The following is a 19,158-nucleotide window of genomic DNA, read 5'->3' on the forward strand; positions in this document are numbered from 1 at the left end:
GAGTGAGCACGATGCTGTCTAAAAACAAGAAATTTGATGTTATTCAACTCCCGAATATATCGCCATTGGCGAGCAGCGAATTTAATGAGTTGCCGAGCGACCCTTATTGCGGTTATGGGCAACGGTCACGCAGGTTTTCCCAGTATATGCTGTTTCACAATGGCACCGATTGGGTATTGAACGTCCTTCCTCACAGACCTTTTATACAATCCAAAGAGTACAATGCGTTTGTCGGGGGCGTCCCGCGCTACTTGGAGCCGTTAAGATTTGATCCGTCCGAGCAAATTATCAGTGGCGCGCTGCAAATTGGGTTAAGTACGGCCAACGCCTACCAAGTGAATGTGCACCAATGCAGAGTTATTACTAACAACGATATCAAGGGTGTATCTGTTCCAGAGGGGCCGCACCGTGACGGTCATGAGTATGGTCTTCTGGCTGTTTTTAGCAGGAACAATATCAGTGGTGGGGAAACGCAACTATTCCATAATGGAACCAAGGAAGATCCATTTTTCACTACAGTTCTTGAGCCTCAGACTGCTCTCATTTATGAAGACGGTGAGATGGTGCATAACGCTACGGATATCGTTGCACTGAATGATGACGGTGGTCATCGTGATCTCTGGATTGTTGCCTATAACACTTGGCCAAATCGCCGTTACGGACCTGAGTTTGAGGAGCGTGCAAAGCAGGAGGTCTCCAGTGTTCAATAAAGATCAAGCTGATTTGGTTCGTGCCGCTGTTAATAAATGGGGTACGCCTATTCATATATTTAATAAGGATCGATTGCTAAGTAATGCCGAACTGTTAACCTCCAAAGCCAGAGTTTTAAACGGATTCAAAACTTACTATTCTGTAAAGACCAATTATTTGCCCGATATTGTACGCAGTCTGGCCCAGGCAGGTTGGGGAGCAGACGTGGTTTCAGGGTATGAAATGGAATTGGCGTTGAATTGTGGGTTTCGCCCCGAGGATATAGTATTTAATGGCCCTATGAAAACCGAGGCTGAATTGATCCGGGCGGTCAAGTTAGGGGTTTTTGTAAATCTGGACTCTTTGGTTGAGGCGCAGCGCTTAAATAATATAGCGAGCGCTCAGGGTATCAAGCTGGATGTCGGTCTTCGATTGAATCCTAATATCAATGTATATCCCAGTACTGATGTAAGCTTCAATCTGGATATGGAGCATAAAGCGCGTCTGTCAAAGTTTGGCTGGCCCACGGAATGTCTTGATGACGCGGTATCTACATTTGGCGGATTTGAGAATTTGAATCTGGTAGGTGTTCATTGTCAATTGGGTTCGCAAATTACGTCTTTGGGGGCGCTATCAGCGGCAATTGAGAAGGTTGTTTTATCGGTATGTGAGTTACGTAAAAAATTCGCAATCCGATATTTAAACCTAGGCGGCGGGATTGCCGTCGGCGGAATTGTTCGCGCGCGGTCTGGTCCGCTCTATTCGTTGTTGGCCAATATGGCGAACACTCAGATCAAAGTCGAGCCTGAAATGTATAGCCTGGATGAATATTTTTCCAGCGTGAAAGGCTTAATAGATCGTTACGATCTTTCAGATATCAGTGTTTCCTGCGAACCAGGTCGAGTTATTGTATCTGACACCATGTGCCTTATAACCTCAGTGGTTAACCGTAAGGACAATGCACTTGGTTCCTGGTTAGTGGTGGACGGTGGCCTCAATTTAATGCCCACGGCTGGTCCTGCCGAAGTGCATGAAATCGAAGCGATGATGGGACGGGATAAAGGCGCTGACAAAAAATTTGTGCTTGGTGGTCCGATGTGTTACGAACAGGATATATTCAGTTATAACTGTTGTCTGCCTGAGAATGTTCAGGTAGGGGACTATCTGATCATAAAGGATACCGGCGCCTATACGGTCTCTAGATCAACGAATTTTATTCGGGAGCGAGCTCCTGTCGCTGAAGTTTCGCATGGCCAAAGTCGACTGTGTTGGCGGCGAGAGGAATATTCAGACATATTCTCTTTCGAGGTCGATGAATCGCTTTGAGGTAACATGAAATGAACAGCTCTAGTCCTAGTGATTCAAACCTGACTGCGAACGTTTCATACCTGAGTTCGGAGTTACTCGCTCAACAAAAAGGGCAGCAGCCTACTGTTATCTGGTTTACCGGATTATCCGGGGCGGGTAAGTCCACGATAGCGTCTTTGCTGCAAAAAAAATTCTACCTGAGTGGCCACCATGTTTGTGTTCTGGACGGCGATCAACTCCGTAAAGGGATCAATCGGGATTTATCATTCGCCGATGAGGATCGTGCCGAAAGTGTCAGAAGGGCCGGCGAGATGGCGAAACTGATGGCGGAAAGTGGTCTGATTGTACTGAGCGCGCTTATCTCACCATTTGCCCGGGACCGTTTGAGCGTCAAAGAGCTGTTGGGGGAGATCCACTTTATGGAAGTGTATTTGCACGCTCCAATTGATGTTCTCGTCAGCAGAGATCCCAAAGGACTCTATGAGAAGGCACTAAACGGGAAAATTGGAGACTTCACCGGTATTGATTCACGCTATGAACCGCCGGAAAATCCCGATCTATCCTTCGACACATCCAAAGTTTCTGCGGGAGAAGTAGTTCAAGCAATACTGGCGCAATATTTTTTTAGAAGCGATACGTCAAGCATTATTGCGTGATTGTTGTCTGCAATAGCCGGTATTTTGCCGGCTTTTTTATATCTGAAGGGAGACTCTGAGAATGGGTTTTCTTTTCCAGGGTTGACCTTGGTTTGGAAAAGCGTTATCTGTACGCTTAGCCTCCGGAGTGTCCATCCCAGCATGAATCTGAAGCCACGCAAGGCCCTCATCGACGATCAGTCTGCTATCGATCAGATAGTGGCTGCAGCTTACGCTCATTACGTTCCCCGAATAGGACGAAAACCTGGTCCTATGCTGGAAGATTATGTCAGCCACATTATTGATGGTCATGTTTATGTTCTGGAGTATCAACAAAGCATTCAAGGTTTGTTGGTACTTGTTCCCGAAGAGCATTGTTTGCTTTTGGAGAACGTGGCGGTTGCCCCACAGGCCCAAGGGCGCGGCTTGGGCAGGATAATGCTGGAGTTTTCTGAGATGGTCGCGATCGACTGCAACTATTCCTCCATAAGACTCTATACCCATGAGTTAATGATAGAAAATATCCAGACTTATCTGCGTTATGGGTATGTCGAAACCCACAGAGCTGAAGTCAATGGGTTGCGCCGAGTGTACATGAGTAAAGTGTTAAGTCAGCGTTGATCCCCACCAATATCAGCCTTTCTGCACCAACCAGCGCAGCAGCCGATCCAGCGGGTCCGGTCGATCCGGCTGCCATCCCACAGCGTCGGCAAGGTGGTGATCGCCTTGAGCAGATGCTCTTTGCTCATGGTGCTGCTGCCCAAGAACTGGCCACATACATCATTGAGCAAGCCCATGCTGGGCAAGCCCTAGCACAGGCTTTTGACCAGAGCCTCAATGGTGGGGTCGGCAATGATCAGTCTTGGCGGTACCGGCTCGGATAGCTCACCGATCAGCGGGAAGAGGTAAGTTTTGAGGCGGCTCATCACTGTCTTGGAATAGTCCGGTGCCCACTTGGCTGACATTTCCGTGTGCCAGTCGAGGGCAACGCTTTCAAAGGTGCGGTCTTTGATCCGGGCTTGCGTCTTTGCTTGGTTCTTGGCTCCTATGGGATCAATACCATCCGCCAGCGTTCGCTTGCCCTCCAGGCGCTTGCGGCGCGCATCGGCGAGACCAACGATGGGGTAGTTGCCGAATGAGGTCAGTCCTTCCGGCCGTCAGGTTTGACGTATCTGAGACGCCAGCCTTTGCGGCCATTGGGTTGGACTAGAAGGTAAAGGCCGTCGCCGTCGAAAAGCTTGTAGGCGCGGTCTGTGGGCTTGGCCGAGCGGCAAGCGGCGTGGGAGAGTGGAGCCGTGGTGCGCGACATAAGGGTGCTCCCTTTTATCGAACTGACCTTTATCCCAAACTCTACCTTTAAACGGTTGGTGCCCACCGGACTCCGATGGAACGCCAAAACGAAAAAAACCGCCAGAAGGCGGTTTTTTCGGGGGGGTGCAGAGATTTTGGAAGCCTTCTCTGGAGCCTTGTATGGCTCCACGACCTGGACTCGAACCAGGGACCCAGTGATTAACAGTCACTTGCTCTACCAACTGAGCTATCGCGGAATGGCGCGTATGTTACTGATTGGAAAAGAGAAGTCAAGCGTCCATTGCCGGACGGTGCATTCCTGATGCCCTTTGACGGTCAATCAACGATTGGCAGTTACCGCCAGAGCAGGAGAGGACTACCATGGTTGCCCGGAAGTGGCAGGACGCGCTGCCGGCCATTCGCCGACATTAAGGTACGCGCCATGAACCACCTGTTACCCCTTCACACAGCCTGCCGCGCCGAGGTGCTCTTGTGAGTACCGCCCAGATCAGCTTGCCCAAGGGCGTGGGGCCTCATGCCGAGAAACTGTACGACGCCATCACCCAGGCCAGCACCGCCGAAGAACTGAACCGTGCCGGTGGCAAGGCCGAGGGCTTTGTCCTGGGGCTGGAAAGCACCAAGGCGATCAAGAGCCAGGTGGCCGAGTCGTTGTATGTCGTTTATGACGATGCGGCGAGCCAGCGGGCGATGGAGCTGTAGCCTCGACGAAAGTGTTGTGCCTGGTGCCTTTGTGGCGAGGGGATAAATCCCCTCGCCACAGGTTTGCGACTAAAAGGCATAAAAAAGGGAAGCCCTATGGCTTCCCTTTTTTCATCCAGCGCCGAGGCGTCAGATCACCTGGACGATGGCCTTGGTCACCGCCTCGATGTTGTTCTGGTTCAGCGCGGCCACGCAGATGCGGCCGGTGTCCAGGGCATAGATGCCGAACTCGTTGCGCAGGCGCGTCACTTGTTCAACGGTCAGGCCGGAGTAGGAGAACATCCCGCTCTGGCGTGCGACGAAGCTGAAGTCGTGGTGCGGGGCGGCCTTGGCCAGCATGTCCACCATCTGGATACGCATGCCGCGAATGCGCAGGCGCATCTCGGCGAGTTCGGCTTCCCACTGGGCGCGCAGCTCAGGGCTGTTGAGCACGGCGGCGACGATGCTGGCGCCGTGAGTCGGCGGGTTGGAGTAGTTGGTGCGAATCACCCGCTTGACCTGGGACAGCACGCGGGCACTTTCTTCTTTCGATTCGCTGACGATCGACAGGGCGCCGACGCGCTCGCCGTACAGCGAGAACGACTTGGAGAACGAACTGGAGGCAAAGAACGTCAGGCCCGATTCGGCGAACAGGCGCACGGCCGCCGCGTCTTCGTCGATGCCGGCGCCAAAGCCCTGGTAGGCCATGTCGAGGAACGGAACGTGGTTCTTGGCCTTGACCACGGCCAGCACGTTTTTCCAATCTTCCGGGCTCAGGTCCACGCCGGTCGGGTTGTGGCAGCAGGCGTGCAGCACAACGATCGAGCGGTCGGGCAGGGCGTTGAGGTCTTCCAGCAGGCCACTGCGGTTCACGTCGTGGGTGGCGGCGTCGTAATAGCGGTAGTTCTGCACCGGGAAGCCGGCGGTTTCGAACAGGGCGCGGTGGTTTTCCCAGCTTGGGTCGCTGATGGCGACGACGGCGTCAGGCAGCAGTTGCTTGAGGAAGTCGGCACCGATCTTCAGCGCACCGGTGCCGCCCACGGCCTGGGTGGTGATGACGCGACCGGAAGCGATCAGCGGCGAATCCTTGCCGAACAGCAAGGTCTGCACGGCCTGGTCGTAGGCGGCAATGCCGTCGATCGGCAGGTAACCACGGGAAACGTGCTGAGCCACGCGCGCCGTCTCGGCCTCGACAACCGCGCGCAAGAGTGGAATGCGCCCCTCCTCGTTGCAGTAAACACCCACGCCCAAGTTGACCTTATTGGTACGGGTGTCGGCGTTGAATGCTTCGTTGAGGCCCAGGATGGGGTCGCGGGGTGCCAATTCGACAGCGGAAAACAGGCTCATTATTGCGCGGCTCTGAATGGAGAGTGAGGGGAGATGTGGCGCTCCAGCCGAATGCACTAGAGCGGTGCACAAACGGGGAGCTAGTATAGAGGCCATCACTCGGCGCGGCGACAGGCGATTCGGTTTTTACGTTAAGTTTTTACGATTTTTTTCGACCGTTAGTCCTCTCTCCGCGTCAAAGTCTTCAAGGTGTGTAGGACGTTCGTCTTGAAAGCGAAGGCATTCACCTCCACATTGTGTGCATTCCAGTTTTTTCCTCGGGCGACATCAGTCGTTTCGGTCTTTCTCGTTCCTGTCGGCTGGCCGACAGGGATGAACCCAGAGGTTTTGTCATGTCTGAATTCCAGCTAGTCACCCGATTCCAGCCCGCCGGCGACCAGCCGGAAGCCATCCGCCTGATGGTTGAGGGCATCGAGGCCGGTCTGGCGCACCAGACCTTGCTTGGTGTGACCGGCTCGGGCAAGACCTTCAGCATCGCCAACGTGATCGCCCAAGTGCAGCGCCCGACGCTGGTGCTGGCGCCGAACAAGACCCTGGCGGCGCAGCTGTACGGTGAGTTCAAGGCGTTTTTCCCGAATAACGCCGTGGAGTACTTCGTTTCCTACTACGACTACTACCAGCCCGAGGCCTACGTGCCATCGTCGGACACCTTCATCGAGAAGGATGCCTCGATCAACGACCACATCGAGCAGATGCGACTGTCGGCGACCAAGGCTTTGCTCGAGCGCAAGGACGCGATCATCGTCACCACGGTGTCGTGCATCTATGGCTTGGGCAGCCCGGAAACCTACCTGAAGATGGTGCTGCATGTGGATCGTGGCGACAAACTCGACCAGCGCGCCTTGCTCAGGCGCCTGGCGGATTTGCAGTACACCCGCAACGACATGGATTTCGCCCGGGCCACCTTTCGGGTGCGTGGCGATGTGATCGACATCTACCCGGCGGAATCGGATCTGGAAGCGATCCGCATCGAACTGTTTGATGACGAGGTGGAGAGCCTCTCGGCGTTCGACCCGCTGACCGGTGAAGTGATCCGCAAATTGCCACGCTTCACGTTCTACCCCAAGAGCCACTACGTGACGCCCCGGGAAACCCTGCTGGACGCCATCGAAGGGATCAAGGTCGAGTTGCAGGAGCGCCTGGAATACCTGCGCTCGAACAACAAATTGGTGGAAGCCCAGCGCCTGGAGCAGCGGACCCGCTTCGACCTGGAGATGATCCTGGAGCTGGGCTACTGCAACGGCATCGAAAACTACTCGCGCTACCTGTCGGGCCGTCCGGCGGGCGCGCCGCCGCCCACCTTGTATGACTACCTGCCGGCCGATGCCTTGCTGGTCATCGACGAATCCCACGTCAGCGTGCCCCAGGTCGGCGCCATGTACAAAGGCGACCGTTCGCGCAAGGAAACCCTGGTGGAATACGGTTTCCGCCTGCCATCGGCCCTGGATAACCGGCCGATGCGTTTTGACGAATGGGAGAGCGTGAGCCCGCAGACGATTTTTGTCTCGGCCACCCCAGGCAACTATGAGGCCGAACATGCCGGCCGGGTGATCGAGCAATTGGTGCGGCCAACCGGGCTGGTCGACCCGCAGATCGAAGTGCGCCCGGCGCTGACCCAGGTTGATGACCTGCTCTCGGAGATCACCAAGCGCGTGGCCTTGGAAGAGCGGGTGCTGGTGACCACGTTGACCAAGCGCATGTCCGAAGACCTTACCGACTACCTGGCGGACCATGGCGTGCGGGTGCGCTACCTGCACTCGGACATCGATACGGTGGAGCGGGTTGAGATCATTCGTGATCTGCGTCTGGGCACCTTTGATGTGCTGGTGGGCATCAACCTGCTGCGTGAGGGCCTGGATATGCCGGAAGTGTCGCTGGTGGCGATTCTCGACGCCGACAAGGAAGGTTTCCTGCGTTCCGAGCGTTCGTTGATCCAGACCATCGGTCGCGCGGCGCGTAACCTCAATGGCCGGGCGATTCTGTATGCCGACCGCATCACCGGCTCCATGGAGCGGGCCATCGGCGAGACCGAGCGCCGTCGCGACAAGCAGATCGCCTTCAACCTGGCCAACGGGATCACGCCAAAAGGGGTGTTCAAGGACGTCGCCGACATCATGGAAGGCGCCACCGTGCCCGGCTCGCGCAGCAAGAAGCGCAAGGGCATGGCCAAGGCCGCCGAAGAGAGTGCCCGCTACGAAGCCGAACTGCGCTCGCCGAGCGAAATCACCAAGCGTATCCGGCAGTTGGAAGAGAAGATGTACCAACTGGCCCGGGACCTGGAGTTCGAAGCGGCGGCGCAGTTGCGCGACGAGATTGGCAAGTTGCGCGAGCGGTTGCTGGCTGTCTGAGATTTTGTGGTGAAGTCGAGGGCCTCATCGCGAGCAAGCTCGCTCCCACAGGGGATCATTGGACGACTCGATTAAACTGTGGGAGCGAGCCTGCTCGCGATTGAAGGCAGCTCGGTCTAACGGCTGAGCACACAAATCCCGCTCTCACTGGAGCCCGCCCGCCATCGCCTGTTACCATTCGCCCCCTGTTTGATCTTCGCTTTTATATTCTTTCCGAGACATGCCATGACCACCGTCCGCACCCGCATCGCGCCTTCGCCCACTGGCGATCCCCATGTCGGCACCGCCTACATCGCTTTGTTCAACTATTGCTTTGCCAAGCAGCATGGCGGCGAGTTCATCCTGCGGATCGAGGACACCGACCAGTTGCGTTCGACCCGCGAGTCCGAACAGCAGATCTTCGACGCCCTGCGCTGGTTGGGGATCGACTGGAGCGAAGGCCCGGACGTCGGCGGCCCGCACGGTCCGTACCGCCAGAGCGAGCGCGGCGATATCTACAAGCAGTATTGCCAGCAACTGGTGGACATGGGGCATGCGTTCCCGTGTTTCTGCACCGCCGAAGAGCTGGACCAGATGCGCGCCGAGCAAATGGCCCGTGGCGAAACCCCGCGCTACGACGGTCGGGCGCTGCTGCTGTCCAAGGAAGAAGTCGCCCGCCGCCTGGCCGCTGGCGAGCCCCACGTGATCCGCATGAAGGTACCGTCCGAAGGTGTCTGCGTGGTGCCGGACATGCTGCGTGGCGATGTCGAGATCCCATGGGATCGCATGGACATGCAAGTGCTGATGAAAACCGACGGCCTGCCGACGTACTTCCTGGCGAACGTGGTCGACGATCACCTGATGGGTATCACCCACGTGTTGCGCGGTGAAGAATGGCTGCCGTCGGCGCCGAAACTGATCCTGCTCTACGAATACTTCGGCTGGGAACAGCCGCAGCTGTGCTACATGCCGCTGCTGCGTAACCCGGACAAGAGCAAGCTGTCCAAACGCAAGAACCCGACTTCGGTGACGTTCTACGAGCGCATGGGCTTCATGCCCGAGGCGATGCTCAACTACCTGGGGCGCATGGGCTGGTCGATGCCGGACGAGCGCGAGAAGTTCTCGTTGCAGGAAATGGTCGAGCATTTCGATCTTTCGCGCGTCTCCCTGGGCGGGCCGATCTTCGACGTCGAGAAGCTGTCGTGGCTCAACGGCCAGTGGCTGCGGGACCTGCCGGTGGAAGAGTTCGCTGCACGGGTGCAGAAGTGGGCGTTGAACCCTGAGTACATGATGAAGATCGCTCCCCATGTGCAGGGCAGGGTAGAGACCTTCAGCCAGATCGCCCCGCTGGCCGGCTTCTTCTTCGCCGGTGGCGTGACGCCGGATGCCAAGTTGTTCGAATCCAAGAAGCTTTCGGGCGACCAGGTGCGCCAGTTGATGCAGCTGATCCTGTGGAAGCTCGAAAGCCTGCGTCAGTGGGAGAAAGACAGCATCACCGCGACCATCCAGGCCGTGGTCGAGTCGCTGGAGTTGAAACTGCGCGATGCCATGCCGCTGATGTTCGCCGCCATTACCGGCCAGGCCAGCTCGGTGTCGGTGCTCGATGCGATGGAAATCCTCGGGCCGGACCTGACCCGTTTCCGCCTGCGCCAGGCCATCGATCTGCTTGGTGGTGTGTCGAAGAAGGAAAACAAGGAGTGGGAAAAACTGTTGGGCGCGATCGCCTAAGCGGTCGATGAGGCAGGGCATACCCCGGTTTTCCGGGGTTTGTCGGTAAGTGATTGTTATCCCGGCAAAAAACTTTCAAATTTGTTGAAAATAAATTTGACAGCCCTCCGATACGCCCTTAAGATTCGCCCCGTCCTCAGCGATGAGGGGCTATAGCTCAGCTGGGAGAGCGCTTGCATGGCATGCAAGAGGTCGACGGTTCGATCCCGTCTAGCTCCACCAATTTACACTTCGAGGCCTGGCCACACTGGCCTTGAAGCGATCAGCACTCAGCGTTGATCAGTTGTACAGAAGGGTTTGCGTCCCCTTCGTCTAGTGGCCTAGGACACCGCCCTTTCACGGCGGTAACAGGGGTTCGAGTCCCCTAGGGGACGCCAGTTTTACAGAAGCGATGTTGCAAGATATCGCTCCGCCGCGAGGCGAAAAATCTGGGGCTATAGCTCAGCTGGGAGAGCGCTTGCATGGCATGCAAGAGGTCGACGGTTCGATCCCGTCTAGCTCCACCAATTACAGATTCAAGGTCTGGCCACACCGTCCTTGAATCGATCAGTTCTCAGCGCTGATCAAGTTAGAAGGTTTGTGTCCCCTTCGTCTAGTGGCCTAGGACACCGCCCTTTCACGGCGGTAACAGGGGTTCGAGTCCCCTAGGGGACGCCACGATTACCCGCTCTGCGGGATTTTATAAGGGTCATTCAATTCTTGAATGGCCCTTTTGTTTGTCTGGCGTTTGGCCAATTCCCTTATCCTTGAAAGAGACTTCTGACCAGCGGTCAAAATGAGCGCTTGCGGAAAATTATTATAGGAATAATATTTCATTCGTAATATTCGGAGGCGACGATGAGCGATAAAAAGGCACAAACCCGTGAACGCATTCTCAAGGCCGCCAGCGATGCGCTGATCCAGCGTGGGCCGGCTGAGCCGAGCGTGGGCGAGGTGATGGGCGCGGCCGGGCTGACGGTGGGCGGTTTTTATGCCCATTTCGAAAGCAAGGATGCCTTGATGCTGGAAGCATTCAAGCAATTGCTCAATCGGCGCCGCGGCCTGATCGCCGACATGGATGGCGAGCTGACAGGCGAAGAGCGGCGCGCTCTGGTGGCGGCGTTCTATCTGTCGCGCAAGCACCGTGACTCCACCGAACACGCCTGCCCGATCCCCGCGTCGGTCGGCGAGCTCGGCCGGCTGCCGGATGCGTTTCGTGAAGTGCTCGATGAGCATATCGAGTTGATGGTCGCGCAATTGGCGGCCAGCCCGGAGGACGCCGACAAGGCCCTGGCCGACATCGCCTTGATGGTGGGCGGCCTGGCCCTGGCGCGGGCGCTGGGTCCTGGAGAGTTATCGGATCGTTTGCTGCGCGCCGCCAAGTCAGCGGTGCGATGAGCTAAGGCGCAAGCCCTGGAGATGAGCGATGAACAGGTTGAGCTGGATTCGTAGCGTCAATTGCACGCTTGGTTGGGTGGCTCCGCGCCTCGTGGCCAAACAAATGCGTTCGCTGTTCATGCGCCCGCGAAACTTGCCGCCGCGCGATTGGGAGCTGCCGCTGCTGGCCTCCTCCGAGCGTATCACCTTGCGTTTCGGTCTCTCGGCGTTGCGCTGGGGCAAAGGCCCGGCAGTCTTGCTGATGCATGGCTGGGAAGGGCGGCCGACTCAGTTCGCGGCCTTGATCACGGCCTTGGTGGACGCTGGTTATACGGTGGTGGCGCTGGACGGTCCGGCCCATGGTCGCTCACCGGGTCGCGAGGCGAATGTCCTGTTGTTTGCCAGGGCCATGCTCGAAGCCGCTGCTGAGCTGCCGCCGTTGCAGGCCGTGATCGGGCATTCCATGGGCGGCGCCAGTGCCCTGTTGGCCATCCAGTTGGGATTGCGTACCGAGACGCTGGTCAGCATCGCCGCACCCGCTCGCATTCTTGGGGTGCTGCGTGGTTTCTCCCGGATGATGGGTCTGCCGCCCAAGGCGCGTTCGGCGTTCATTCGCCAGGTGGAAAGCGATGTGGGCATGCCCGCTTCGAAGATGGATGTAGCGCATTACCAGCTGGACGTGCCGGGGTTGATTGTCCATGCCGAGGACGACACGTCGGTTTCGGTCAGGGAGTCGCAATTGATCCATGAAGCCTGGTTCGACAGTCGTTTGCTGCGACTGCCACAGGGCGGGCATCAACGGGTGCTGGCCGATCCACGGGTCATTGATGGGGTGTTATCACTGCTGGCCGGTAGAAGCCTGCAAGCGCGGCAATCGGCTTGAGCGAGCAAGGCTTGCCCGCGATGGCGGTCGAGCTCGGATCCGTTACACTGCCCCCATCCATATTCGACCAGGAGAGGGGCATGGGCTGGGATCGGGCAACGCCGTTCATCATTGATCTTCAAGTAAATGCCGAAGACATCGACGGGTTGGGCCACGCCAACAACGCGGTGTACGTTACCTGGCTTGAGCGCTGCGCCTGGCGCCATTCCCAGCGCCTGGGCCTGGATCTGGTGGAGTACCGGCGCCTCGACCGAGCCATGGCGGTGGTGCGGCATGAAATTGATTACCTGGCGGCCGCCTATGAAGGCGACGAGCTGCAATTGGCGACCTGGATCGTCGACTGGGACCAGCGTCTGAAAATGACCCGGCATTTCCAACTGGTCCGTCCCAGCGACAACACCACGCTGTTGCGGGCCCAGACCACCTTCGTCTGCATCGAATTGTCCACCGGCAGGCCCAAGCGCATGCCGCCGGAGTTCATCGAGGGTTATGGTCCCGCGTTGAAGCCATCCGGCATCCTCATCGATTGACCCACCGCCATCGCGAGCAAGCTCGCTCCCACAAGGGATTTGTGGTGAGCACAGGATTTTTGAACGATCGAGAACCACTGTGGGAGCGAGCTTGCTCGCGATAGCGGCGCTACATTCAACATTTGCGCAAGCTTATTCACCGCCATCGCGAGCAAGCTCGCTCCCACAGGGTTTGGTGGTGAATTCCGATGTCGTGGGCAAAATCCGGTAAACTGCCGCACGTTTTTTCGTTCGAGTGTGTGTTTCCATGCAAATTGCCCTGGCGCCCATGGAGGGGTTGGTCGACAACATCCTGCGGGATGTCCTGACCCGTGTTGGTGGGATCGACTGGTGTGTCACCGAGTTCATCCGTGTCAACGACCGCCTGCTCACGCCGGCCTATTTCCATAAGCTCGCCCCTGAGTTGCTGGCCGGTGCCCAGACGGCTGCCGGCGTGCCGTTGCGGGTGCAGTTGCTCGGTTCCGATCCGGTGTGCCTGGCGGAAAACGCGGCGTTGGCGTGTGAGTTGGGCTCGCAGGTTATCGACTTGAACTTCGGTTGCCCGGCCAAGACCGTGAACAAATCCCGGGGTGGGGCGGTGTTGCTCAAGGAGCCGGAACTGCTTAACGAAATCGTCGAGCACGTGCGTCGTGCGGTGCCAAAACACATTCCGGTCACCGCCAAGATGCGCCTGGGTTTCGATAGTCCGGACGGTGCGCTGGTGTGTGCCACGGCGCTGGCCGAAGGCGGTGCGGCGCACATCGTGGTGCACGCGCGGACCAAGGTCGATGGCTACAAGCCTCCGGCTCACTGGGAGTGGATTCCCCGGGTGCAGGAAGTGGTCAAGGTGCCGGTGTTCGCCAATGGTGATATCTGGAGCGTGGAAGATTGGCGCCGTTGCCGCGAAATCAGCGGTGTCGAAGACATCATGCTCGGTCGCGGTCTCGTTTCCCGTCCTGACCTGGCCCGGCAAATCGCCGCCGCCCGAGCCGGTGACGATGTGGTCGAGATGTCCTGGGCCGAGCTGCAGCCGATGCTCCAGGACTTCTGGGTGCAAGTGGTCGAGCAACTGACACCGCGCCAGGCCCCGGGCCGGTTGAAGCAGTGGCTGGCGATGCTGACCCGCAATTACCCTGAAGCGGTGGCGCTGTTTACCGCTTTGCGTCGGGAAACCGACCTGGACGCGGTGGGCCATTTGCTGGGTGTGCAGCGCACCCAAGCGGCCTGAAAAAAATTTCAAAAAAAGCTCTTGAAAAGTTTTTGGCGGCCCCTAGATAGGGGTTACGCGATGCCGAATTCGGGTCGCGGAGACAAAAAAACTTGCTGAATTTTTCAGGAGATTTGAATCATGAGTACTGCATTTTCGCTGGCCCCTCTGTTCCGTTCCTCGGTGGGTTTCGATCGCTTCAACGATCTGTTCGAAACCGCCCTGCGCAACGAACCGGGTAGCAGCTATCCACCTTACAACGTGGAAAAATACGGTGATGATGAATACCGTATTGTTGTCGCCGCCGCGGGTTTCCGGGAAGAAGACCTGGAACTGCAGGTGGAAAAAGGTGTGCTGACCATCAGCGGCGGTAAGCGCGAGGCCAGCAACGACAGCGTCACCTATCTGCACCAGGGCATCGCCCAGCGTGCGTTCAAGCTGTCCTTCCGGTTGGCCGATCATATCGAGATCAAATCCGCCGGCCTGAGCAACGGTCTGTTGAGCATCGACCTGTTGCGGGTGATCCCGGAGGAGGCGAAAGCCAAGCGCATCCCGATCAACGGTGCGCAGCAGCAACCCGCGCTGCAGAACTGATGCATCGCAACTGAAGAAGGGCGCCAGATGGCGCCCTTTTTCGTATTTGGAACTGTTTGGTCCGGGGCCATGATGAACCTGTGGCGAGGGAGCTTGCTCCCGCTGGGGCGCGAAGCGGCCCTAAAGGCGCCAATCGCTTCGACGATTGATTGGGACTGCTACGCAGTCCAGCGGGAGCAAGCTCCCTCGCCACAAAAGCTTTCTGCCTGGCTGGACAGGCTATGGCAACAACCGCTCGAACGCGTCCAGCGGCAACGGTCGGCTGTGCAGGTAGCCTTGGTATAAATGGCAATCGAGCCCTTGCAAGAAATGCAGTTGCTCCAGGGTCTCCACCCCTTCGGCGATCATCACCAGGTTGAGGCTGCGGGCCATGGCGACGATGGCACGGATGATTTCGGCGTCGTTGGGGTCGCTGGTGGCGTCGCGCACGAATGACTGGTCGATTTTCAGCGTGTCCACCGGCAGGCGCTTGAGGTAGGTCAGCGACGAATAACCGGTGCCGAAATCGTCCATGGCGAAGCTCACCCCCAGTTTCTTGAGTCGGCGCATCTTGGCAATGGTGTCGTCCAGGTTCTGGATCACGATGCCTTCGGTGATCTCCAGTTTCAGCAAGGAGAAGGGCAGGCCGTGAGTGACGAGACTATTTTCGATGCGTTCGACAAAGTCGCTCTGGCGAAATTGCCGTGGGCTGATGTTCACGCACAGGCTGAATTGCTGGGGATCGATCTTGCCCTTGGCGATCAGTTGCTTGAAGCCGTCGCAGGCTTCATCGAGGATCCAGGTCCCGACTTCCAGGATCAGGCCGCTGTCCTCCAGCACTTTGATGAATTCATTGGGCGATTGGGCGCCCAGGTCCGGGTGATGCCAGCGCACCAGGGCTTCGGCGCCGATGATGCGGTTGTCCCGGGCGTCGACCTGAGGCTGGAAATGCACGCTGAACTCGCCACGGGCCAGGGCAAGGCGTAGGTCGGTCTCCATGCGCAGCCGTTCGCTGGCGGCTTTTTGCATGGTGGTGTGAAACATCTGCGAGGTGTTGCGCCCTGAGTCCTTGGCGCGGTACAGCGCAATGTCGGCGCGCTTGAGCAAGTCGGTGGGCGTGGAGCCGTGGTCGGGAATCAGCGCTATACCGATGCTCGGCGTGACCTGCAGTCGCTGGCCATCGAGGAACATCGGCTCCGAGAGCAGTTCGCGCAGGGTGTCGGCCAGGGTCTGCACTTGCTTGCTGACTTCGCTGCGCGAGCCTTCCAGGCCGCTGAGCAGCACCACGAATTCATCGCCGCCCAGTCGTGCGACGGTGTCTTCCATGCGGACGCTGGCTTCCAGGCGCGCGGTGATGATCTTCAGCACGGTGTCGCCCACCGGGTGACCGAGGGAGTCGTTGATGTGCTTGAAGTGATCCAGGTCGAGAAACAGCAGGGCGCCGCGCAGGTTGTGGCGTTTGAGCAGGGCGATCTGCTGGCTCAGCCGGTCCATCAGCAAGGCGCGGTTGGGCAGGTTGGTCAGCGGGTCGTGGTAGGCCAGGTGGCGGATCTGGGCTTCGGCATTGCGCAGCAGGCTCACGTCCCGGGCGGTCAGCAGCAGGCACGCCGTTTCATTGAGCGTGATGGGCTCCACCGAGACTTCCAGCGTGAGGATTTCCCCCAGTTTATTGCGTCCGAGCATTTCCTGGTGGTGCACGCGACCCTTGAGTTGCAGCTCGGCCAGCAGCGCCGCTCGCTGTTTTTCTTCGGCCCAGATCCCCACTTCGTAGACCGTGTGCCCGATCACCTCGTCGGCGCGGTAGCCGGTCAATCGGCAGAAGCCGTCATTGACTTCAAGGTAGCGGCCACTTTCGTGTTCGGTGATGGTGATGGCGTCGGGGCTGGAATGAAACGCCTTGGCGAATTTCTCTTCGCTGGCCTTGAGGGCGGCTTCGGAGCGTTGTTGCTGGGTGATGTCTCGCAAAGTCGTGACGACGCAGGGCTGGTTGCCGACGTTGATTTGCCGGCTGGAAATCACACAGGTCAGCGGTTGGCCGTTCTTATGGTGAACGACGATGGCGACATTGTTCAGCGATTTTTCGCGGATGACCCGTTCGATGCGTTGCAGGCTACTGCCCGAGGCGTCCCAGAGGCCGATTTCGTCGGCGTCGAGGCCAATCACGTCGCTGGCGCTCCAGCCGAAGGTCTGGGTGAAGCTGGAGTTGATCTCAAGGAATCGGCCGCTGTCCTGGTGAGTGACGCAGATGGGATCGGGGCTGACCTGGAACAGCGTGGCGAATTTTTCCTCCGAGGCGGCCAGACTCTGTTCGCGCTCCACCTGGTCGGTGATGTCGAGCAAGGTGCCGGCCATGCGCAAAGGGCTGCCGTCGTCGTTGCGGTAGAGGCGGGCGCGGCTTTCCAGGTAGCGCGAGCTGCCGTCCGGCAGTTGCACGCGGTAGGTCAACTGATAGTTGCCCGCAGGGCCTTCGCGCAGGCTGCGATAGGCGTTGCGCATGTTGTTGCGTTCTTCCGTGGGGACTCCTTCGAAAAACGCGTCGAACGATTCGTGGAACGGTTTGGGCTCCAGGCCATGGAGCTGCGCGGCCCGGGCCGAGCCGTAGAGCATGCCGCTGGGAATGTGCCAGTCCCAGGTGCCCAGTTGCGCCGAGTCGAGGGCCAGGTCCAGGCGTTCCTGGCTGTCCTTGAGGGCCTGCTCGGCGAGCTTGCGCTCGGTGGTGTCGAGGAAGGTGCTCAACAGGTAGGGTTGGCCTTCCAGCTCGACTTTCTGCGCGCTGAGCAGGCCGGTGTGGATCTGGTTGTTGCTGGCTCGCAGTACCACTTCCATGCTCGCCAGTTCGCCCTTGGCATTGATGGCTTCCAGCAGTTTTGCCCGTTGCCCGGGGTCGACCCACAAGCCCAGTTCCAGGGTGGTCCGGCCAATCACATCGTGCAGCGGCCAGCCGAACAGGCTTTCGAAATACTGGTTGGCCTCGCTGATCATCCCGTCTTCCTGGCGAGTCAGCAGCACCATGTTCGGGCTCAGGTGGAACAGCGTGGCAAAACGTTTTTCCGAGCTGCGCAGCGCCTGTTCCCGCTCGCGCTGATGCGTGATTTCGCGGATCACCCCGATCATGCGCGGGCGACCGTGCTTGTCGGGCAGCACGCTGCCGCTGATCTCCAGCCAGTGCAGGCTGCCGTCGGGCCAGACGATGCGGTGGTGCATGGCCTGTTCCAGCGGCGCCCCGGCCACTGCCGCGTGAAAGGCGCGCATGGCCCGGGACCGGTCTTCGGGTAGTAACAGGTCCAGATAATCCACATCCGCCGGCAATGGCTGGCGCGGATCGAAGCCAAACAGCGCCTGGGTGCCCCGGGACCAACTGATCTGCCCGCTGTCGATGTCCCACGACCATGCCCCCAGCCGCGCACCGTTCAGGGCGGCCAGCAACTGCGGCGCACTGTCCCAGCTCTGCTCGGACCGTTTCGGGTCGAGCGCCTGGATGCGTGGCAAGGGCGGGAGGTGGTCAGCGGGTTTGGGCATTATCTAGCGAGCCTTGAGCGGGTTTGGGCATTAAGCACAAGCATTCAAGGCCCTACAGGCGTGGCACAACCTATGCCCTTGTCCCTGGCAAATCGATTTGTGCGTCCAGTAAGGCCATGAAAGCCCGTGCGGCGTTCGACAGCGTCCGTTCGGTGTGCAAGATATAGCCTAGCTGGCGACTGAGCTGTATGCCCGGCAAAGGAATGCGCGCTACCTGTTCGTCGAGCATGGTGCGCGGCAAAACGCTCCAGGCCAGGCCGATGGAGACCATCATTTTTATCGTTTCCAGGTAATTCGTGCTCATGGCGATGTTCGGCGTCAGGCCCTGGGCCTCGAACAACCGTTGCACGATGTGATGGGTAAACGTGTTGCCCCCCGGGAAAACCGCGGGATGCAAGGCAATGTCCGCCAGGCTGACCGCACCGTTTTCCAGCAACGCATGCTCGGGGGCGACCACGAAGTCCAACGGGTCGTCCCACACCGGCGTGGCCCGTACCAGCGTGTGGGGTTCGGGGGCGAGGGTGATGACGGCCAGTTCCGCCCGGCCATGGAGGATTTCTTCGTAGGCCACTTCCGAATCCAGAAACTGGATATCCAACGCCACCTGGGGGTAGCGTCGGGTGAATTCCCGCAATAACGGTGGCAGGCGGTGCAGGCCGATGTGGTGGCTGGTGGCGAGCGTCAGGCGCCCGGTCACTTCGCCGCTCAGGTTGGTCAGGGCGCGGCGGGTGTCGTCCAGCACGTTGAGAATCTGATAGGCCCGTGGCAGCAGGGCGCGACCGGCCTCGGTCAGGCCCACTTCACGGCCAAGGCGATCGAACAGGCGCACCTTGAGCTGTTGCTCGAGGCCGGCAATGCGCTTGCTGATGGCGGGCTGGGTCAGGTGCAGGCGTTCACCGGCGCCGGAGAAACTGCCCGTCTCGGCGATGGCAATAAAGGCATTGAGGCTGGCAAGGTCCATGGCGGTTCCGGTCGAATTCCAGTTGGTTATGCAAAGTATGAAAAATATGAATTTGAGTTATTTAATGTAACCCCATAGGATCAGCCTCACAAGCCAAGGGGTTATTGATTCGTTCAAGGCCCGGGG

General features: G+C 58.5%; 15 protein-coding genes, 5 tRNA genes and 1 pseudogene. 16 read left to right on the forward strand and 5 right to left on the reverse strand.

Annotation, left to right across the window (positions count from 1 at the left end):
* The first annotated feature begins 11 nt into the window (after window positions 1–11).
* The 4 genes from KI237_RS10380 to KI237_RS10395 all read left to right on the forward strand — a co-directional run bounded on the left by KI237_RS10380 (window position 12) and on the right by KI237_RS10395 (window position 3,254).
* Window positions 12–710 carry a 2OG-Fe dioxygenase family protein gene (locus KI237_RS10380; RefSeq protein WP_212799738.1) on the forward strand — a complete coding sequence of 233 codons (699 nt, stop codon included), beginning with the start codon at window positions 12–14 and terminating at the stop codon, window positions 708–710.
* Window positions 700–2,016 (forward strand): diaminopimelate decarboxylase family protein, encoded by a 1,317-nt coding sequence (locus tag KI237_RS10385; protein ID WP_212799739.1) that lies wholly within the window; start codon window positions 700–702, stop codon window positions 2,014–2,016. The genes KI237_RS10380 and KI237_RS10385 overlap by 11 nt, the downstream gene beginning before the upstream one ends.
* A gap of 11 nt (window positions 2,017–2,027) precedes the next feature.
* Complete coding sequence (cysC, locus tag KI237_RS10390) at window positions 2,028–2,654, forward strand: adenylyl-sulfate kinase (protein ID WP_212799740.1); 627 nt, start codon at window positions 2,028–2,030, stop codon at window positions 2,652–2,654.
* A gap of 141 nt (window positions 2,655–2,795) precedes the next feature.
* The gene (locus tag KI237_RS10395) at window positions 2,796–3,254 is read left to right on the forward strand and encodes a GNAT family N-acetyltransferase (RefSeq protein ID WP_212799741.1); all 459 of its coding nucleotides are present in this window, start codon (window positions 2,796–2,798) and stop codon (window positions 3,252–3,254) included.
* Window positions 3,255–3,304: 50 nt separating this feature from the next.
* Here the strand turns inward: KI237_RS10395 and KI237_RS10405 are convergent.
* A pseudogene (locus KI237_RS10405) lies at window positions 3,305–3,942 on the reverse strand (integrase arm-type DNA-binding domain-containing protein); the annotation flags it as partial.
* Between the two features lie 162 nt (window positions 3,943–4,104).
* Window positions 4,105–4,180, reverse strand: a tRNA-Asn gene (locus KI237_RS10410).
* A 235-nt stretch (window positions 4,181–4,415) separates the two neighbouring features.
* Between KI237_RS10410 and KI237_RS10415 the strand changes: the two genes are divergently transcribed.
* Entirely contained in the window at window positions 4,416–4,643 is a 228-nt protein-coding gene (locus KI237_RS10415) for a hypothetical protein (RefSeq protein WP_212799742.1), read from the forward strand.
* A gap of 129 nt (window positions 4,644–4,772) precedes the next feature.
* Here KI237_RS10415 and KI237_RS10420 read toward each other — a convergent pair whose 3' ends face one another.
* Window positions 4,773–5,969: an amino acid aminotransferase gene (locus tag KI237_RS10420; protein WP_212799743.1), complete on the reverse strand. Its 1,197-nt coding sequence runs from the start codon at window positions 5,967–5,969 to the stop codon at window positions 4,773–4,775.
* 332 nt (window positions 5,970–6,301) lie between these two features.
* Here KI237_RS10420 and uvrB point away from each other — a divergent pair, with 332 nt between their 5' ends.
* From uvrB to KI237_RS10475, 11 genes are all read left to right on the forward strand, one after another.
* Window positions 6,302–8,317, forward strand: coding sequence for an excinuclease ABC subunit UvrB (gene uvrB, locus KI237_RS10425; RefSeq protein WP_212799744.1), 2,016 nt, complete (start codon window positions 6,302–6,304; stop codon window positions 8,315–8,317).
* 225 nt (window positions 8,318–8,542) lie between these two features.
* Window positions 8,543–10,024, forward strand: coding sequence for a glutamate--tRNA ligase (gene gltX / locus KI237_RS10430; RefSeq protein WP_212799745.1), 1,482 nt, complete (start codon window positions 8,543–8,545; stop codon window positions 10,022–10,024).
* Between the two features lie 146 nt (window positions 10,025–10,170).
* Window positions 10,171–10,246, forward strand: a tRNA-Ala gene (locus tag KI237_RS10435).
* Window positions 10,247–10,325: 79 nt separating this feature from the next.
* Window positions 10,326–10,401, forward strand: a tRNA-Glu gene (locus KI237_RS10440).
* Between the two features lie 53 nt (window positions 10,402–10,454).
* Window positions 10,455–10,530 (forward strand) — tRNA-Ala (locus tag KI237_RS10445).
* A gap of 75 nt (window positions 10,531–10,605) precedes the next feature.
* A tRNA-Glu gene (locus KI237_RS10450) sits at window positions 10,606–10,681 on the forward strand.
* 180 nt (window positions 10,682–10,861) lie between these two features.
* Window positions 10,862–11,401 carry a TetR/AcrR family transcriptional regulator gene (locus tag KI237_RS10455; RefSeq protein WP_212799746.1) on the forward strand — a complete coding sequence of 180 codons (540 nt, stop codon included), beginning with the start codon at window positions 10,862–10,864 and terminating at the stop codon, window positions 11,399–11,401.
* Window positions 11,402–11,429: 28 nt separating this feature from the next.
* Entirely contained in the window at window positions 11,430–12,263 is an 834-nt protein-coding gene (locus KI237_RS10460; RefSeq protein WP_212799747.1) for an alpha/beta fold hydrolase, read from the forward strand.
* An 80-nt stretch (window positions 12,264–12,343) separates the two neighbouring features.
* Window positions 12,344–12,793: an acyl-CoA thioesterase gene (locus tag KI237_RS10465; RefSeq protein ID WP_018612412.1), complete on the forward strand. Its 450-nt coding sequence runs from the start codon at window positions 12,344–12,346 to the stop codon at window positions 12,791–12,793.
* A gap of 247 nt (window positions 12,794–13,040) precedes the next feature.
* Entirely contained in the window at window positions 13,041–14,000 is a 960-nt protein-coding gene (locus tag KI237_RS10470; RefSeq protein ID WP_212799748.1) for a tRNA dihydrouridine synthase, read from the forward strand.
* A 120-nt stretch (window positions 14,001–14,120) separates the two neighbouring features.
* Window positions 14,121–14,573 (forward strand): Hsp20 family protein, encoded by a 453-nt coding sequence (locus KI237_RS10475; RefSeq protein ID WP_212799749.1) that lies wholly within the window; start codon window positions 14,121–14,123, stop codon window positions 14,571–14,573.
* Between the two features lie 219 nt (window positions 14,574–14,792).
* On the opposite strand, the gene KI237_RS10480 is transcribed toward KI237_RS10475, so the two are convergent.
* Together KI237_RS10480 and KI237_RS10485 are read right to left on the reverse strand one after the other, a co-directional pair.
* Entirely contained in the window at window positions 14,793–18,071 is a 3,279-nt protein-coding gene (locus KI237_RS10480; RefSeq protein WP_212799750.1) for an EAL domain-containing protein, read from the reverse strand.
* Between the two features lie 70 nt (window positions 18,072–18,141).
* The gene (locus KI237_RS10485) at window positions 18,142–19,032 is read right to left on the reverse strand and encodes a LysR family transcriptional regulator (RefSeq protein WP_212799751.1); all 891 of its coding nucleotides are present in this window, start codon (window positions 19,030–19,032) and stop codon (window positions 18,142–18,144) included.
* Window positions 19,033–19,158 lie beyond the last annotated feature (126 nt).

The organism is Pseudomonas sp. St316 (genome assembly GCF_018325905.1).
GTDB lineage: Bacteria > Pseudomonadota > Gammaproteobacteria > Pseudomonadales > Pseudomonadaceae > Aquipseudomonas.

What these genes read in the sequence shown, in the direction of transcription:
- KI237_RS10380 (WP_212799738.1), top strand. Translation starts at nt 12, where the DNA reads ATGCTGTCTAAAAACAAGAAATTTGATGTTATTCAACTCCCGAATATA.
- cysC (WP_212799740.1), top strand. Translation starts at nt 2,028, where the DNA reads ATGAACAGCTCTAGTCCTAGTGATTCAAACCTGACTGCGAACGTTTCA.
- KI237_RS10395 (WP_212799741.1), top strand. Translation starts at nt 2,796, where the DNA reads ATGAATCTGAAGCCACGCAAGGCCCTCATCGACGATCAGTCTGCTATC.
- KI237_RS10420 (WP_212799743.1), bottom strand. Translation starts at nt 5,969, where the DNA reads ATGAGCCTGTTTTCCGCTGTCGAATTGGCACCCCGCGACCCCATCCTG.
- uvrB (WP_212799744.1), top strand. Translation starts at nt 6,302, where the DNA reads ATGTCTGAATTCCAGCTAGTCACCCGATTCCAGCCCGCCGGCGACCAG.
- gltX (WP_212799745.1), top strand. Translation starts at nt 8,543, where the DNA reads ATGACCACCGTCCGCACCCGCATCGCGCCTTCGCCCACTGGCGATCCC.
- KI237_RS10455 (WP_212799746.1), top strand. Translation starts at nt 10,862, where the DNA reads ATGAGCGATAAAAAGGCACAAACCCGTGAACGCATTCTCAAGGCCGCC.
- KI237_RS10460 (WP_212799747.1), top strand. Translation starts at nt 11,430, where the DNA reads ATGAACAGGTTGAGCTGGATTCGTAGCGTCAATTGCACGCTTGGTTGG.
- KI237_RS10465 (WP_018612412.1), top strand. Translation starts at nt 12,344, where the DNA reads ATGGGCTGGGATCGGGCAACGCCGTTCATCATTGATCTTCAAGTAAAT.
- KI237_RS10470 (WP_212799748.1), top strand. Translation starts at nt 13,041, where the DNA reads ATGCAAATTGCCCTGGCGCCCATGGAGGGGTTGGTCGACAACATCCTG.
- KI237_RS10475 (WP_212799749.1), top strand. Translation starts at nt 14,121, where the DNA reads ATGAGTACTGCATTTTCGCTGGCCCCTCTGTTCCGTTCCTCGGTGGGT.
- KI237_RS10480 (WP_212799750.1), bottom strand. Translation starts at nt 18,071, where the DNA reads ATGCCCAAACCCGCTGACCACCTCCCGCCCTTGCCACGCATCCAGGCG.
- KI237_RS10485 (WP_212799751.1), bottom strand. Translation starts at nt 19,032, where the DNA reads ATGGACCTTGCCAGCCTCAATGCCTTTATTGCCATCGCCGAGACGGGC.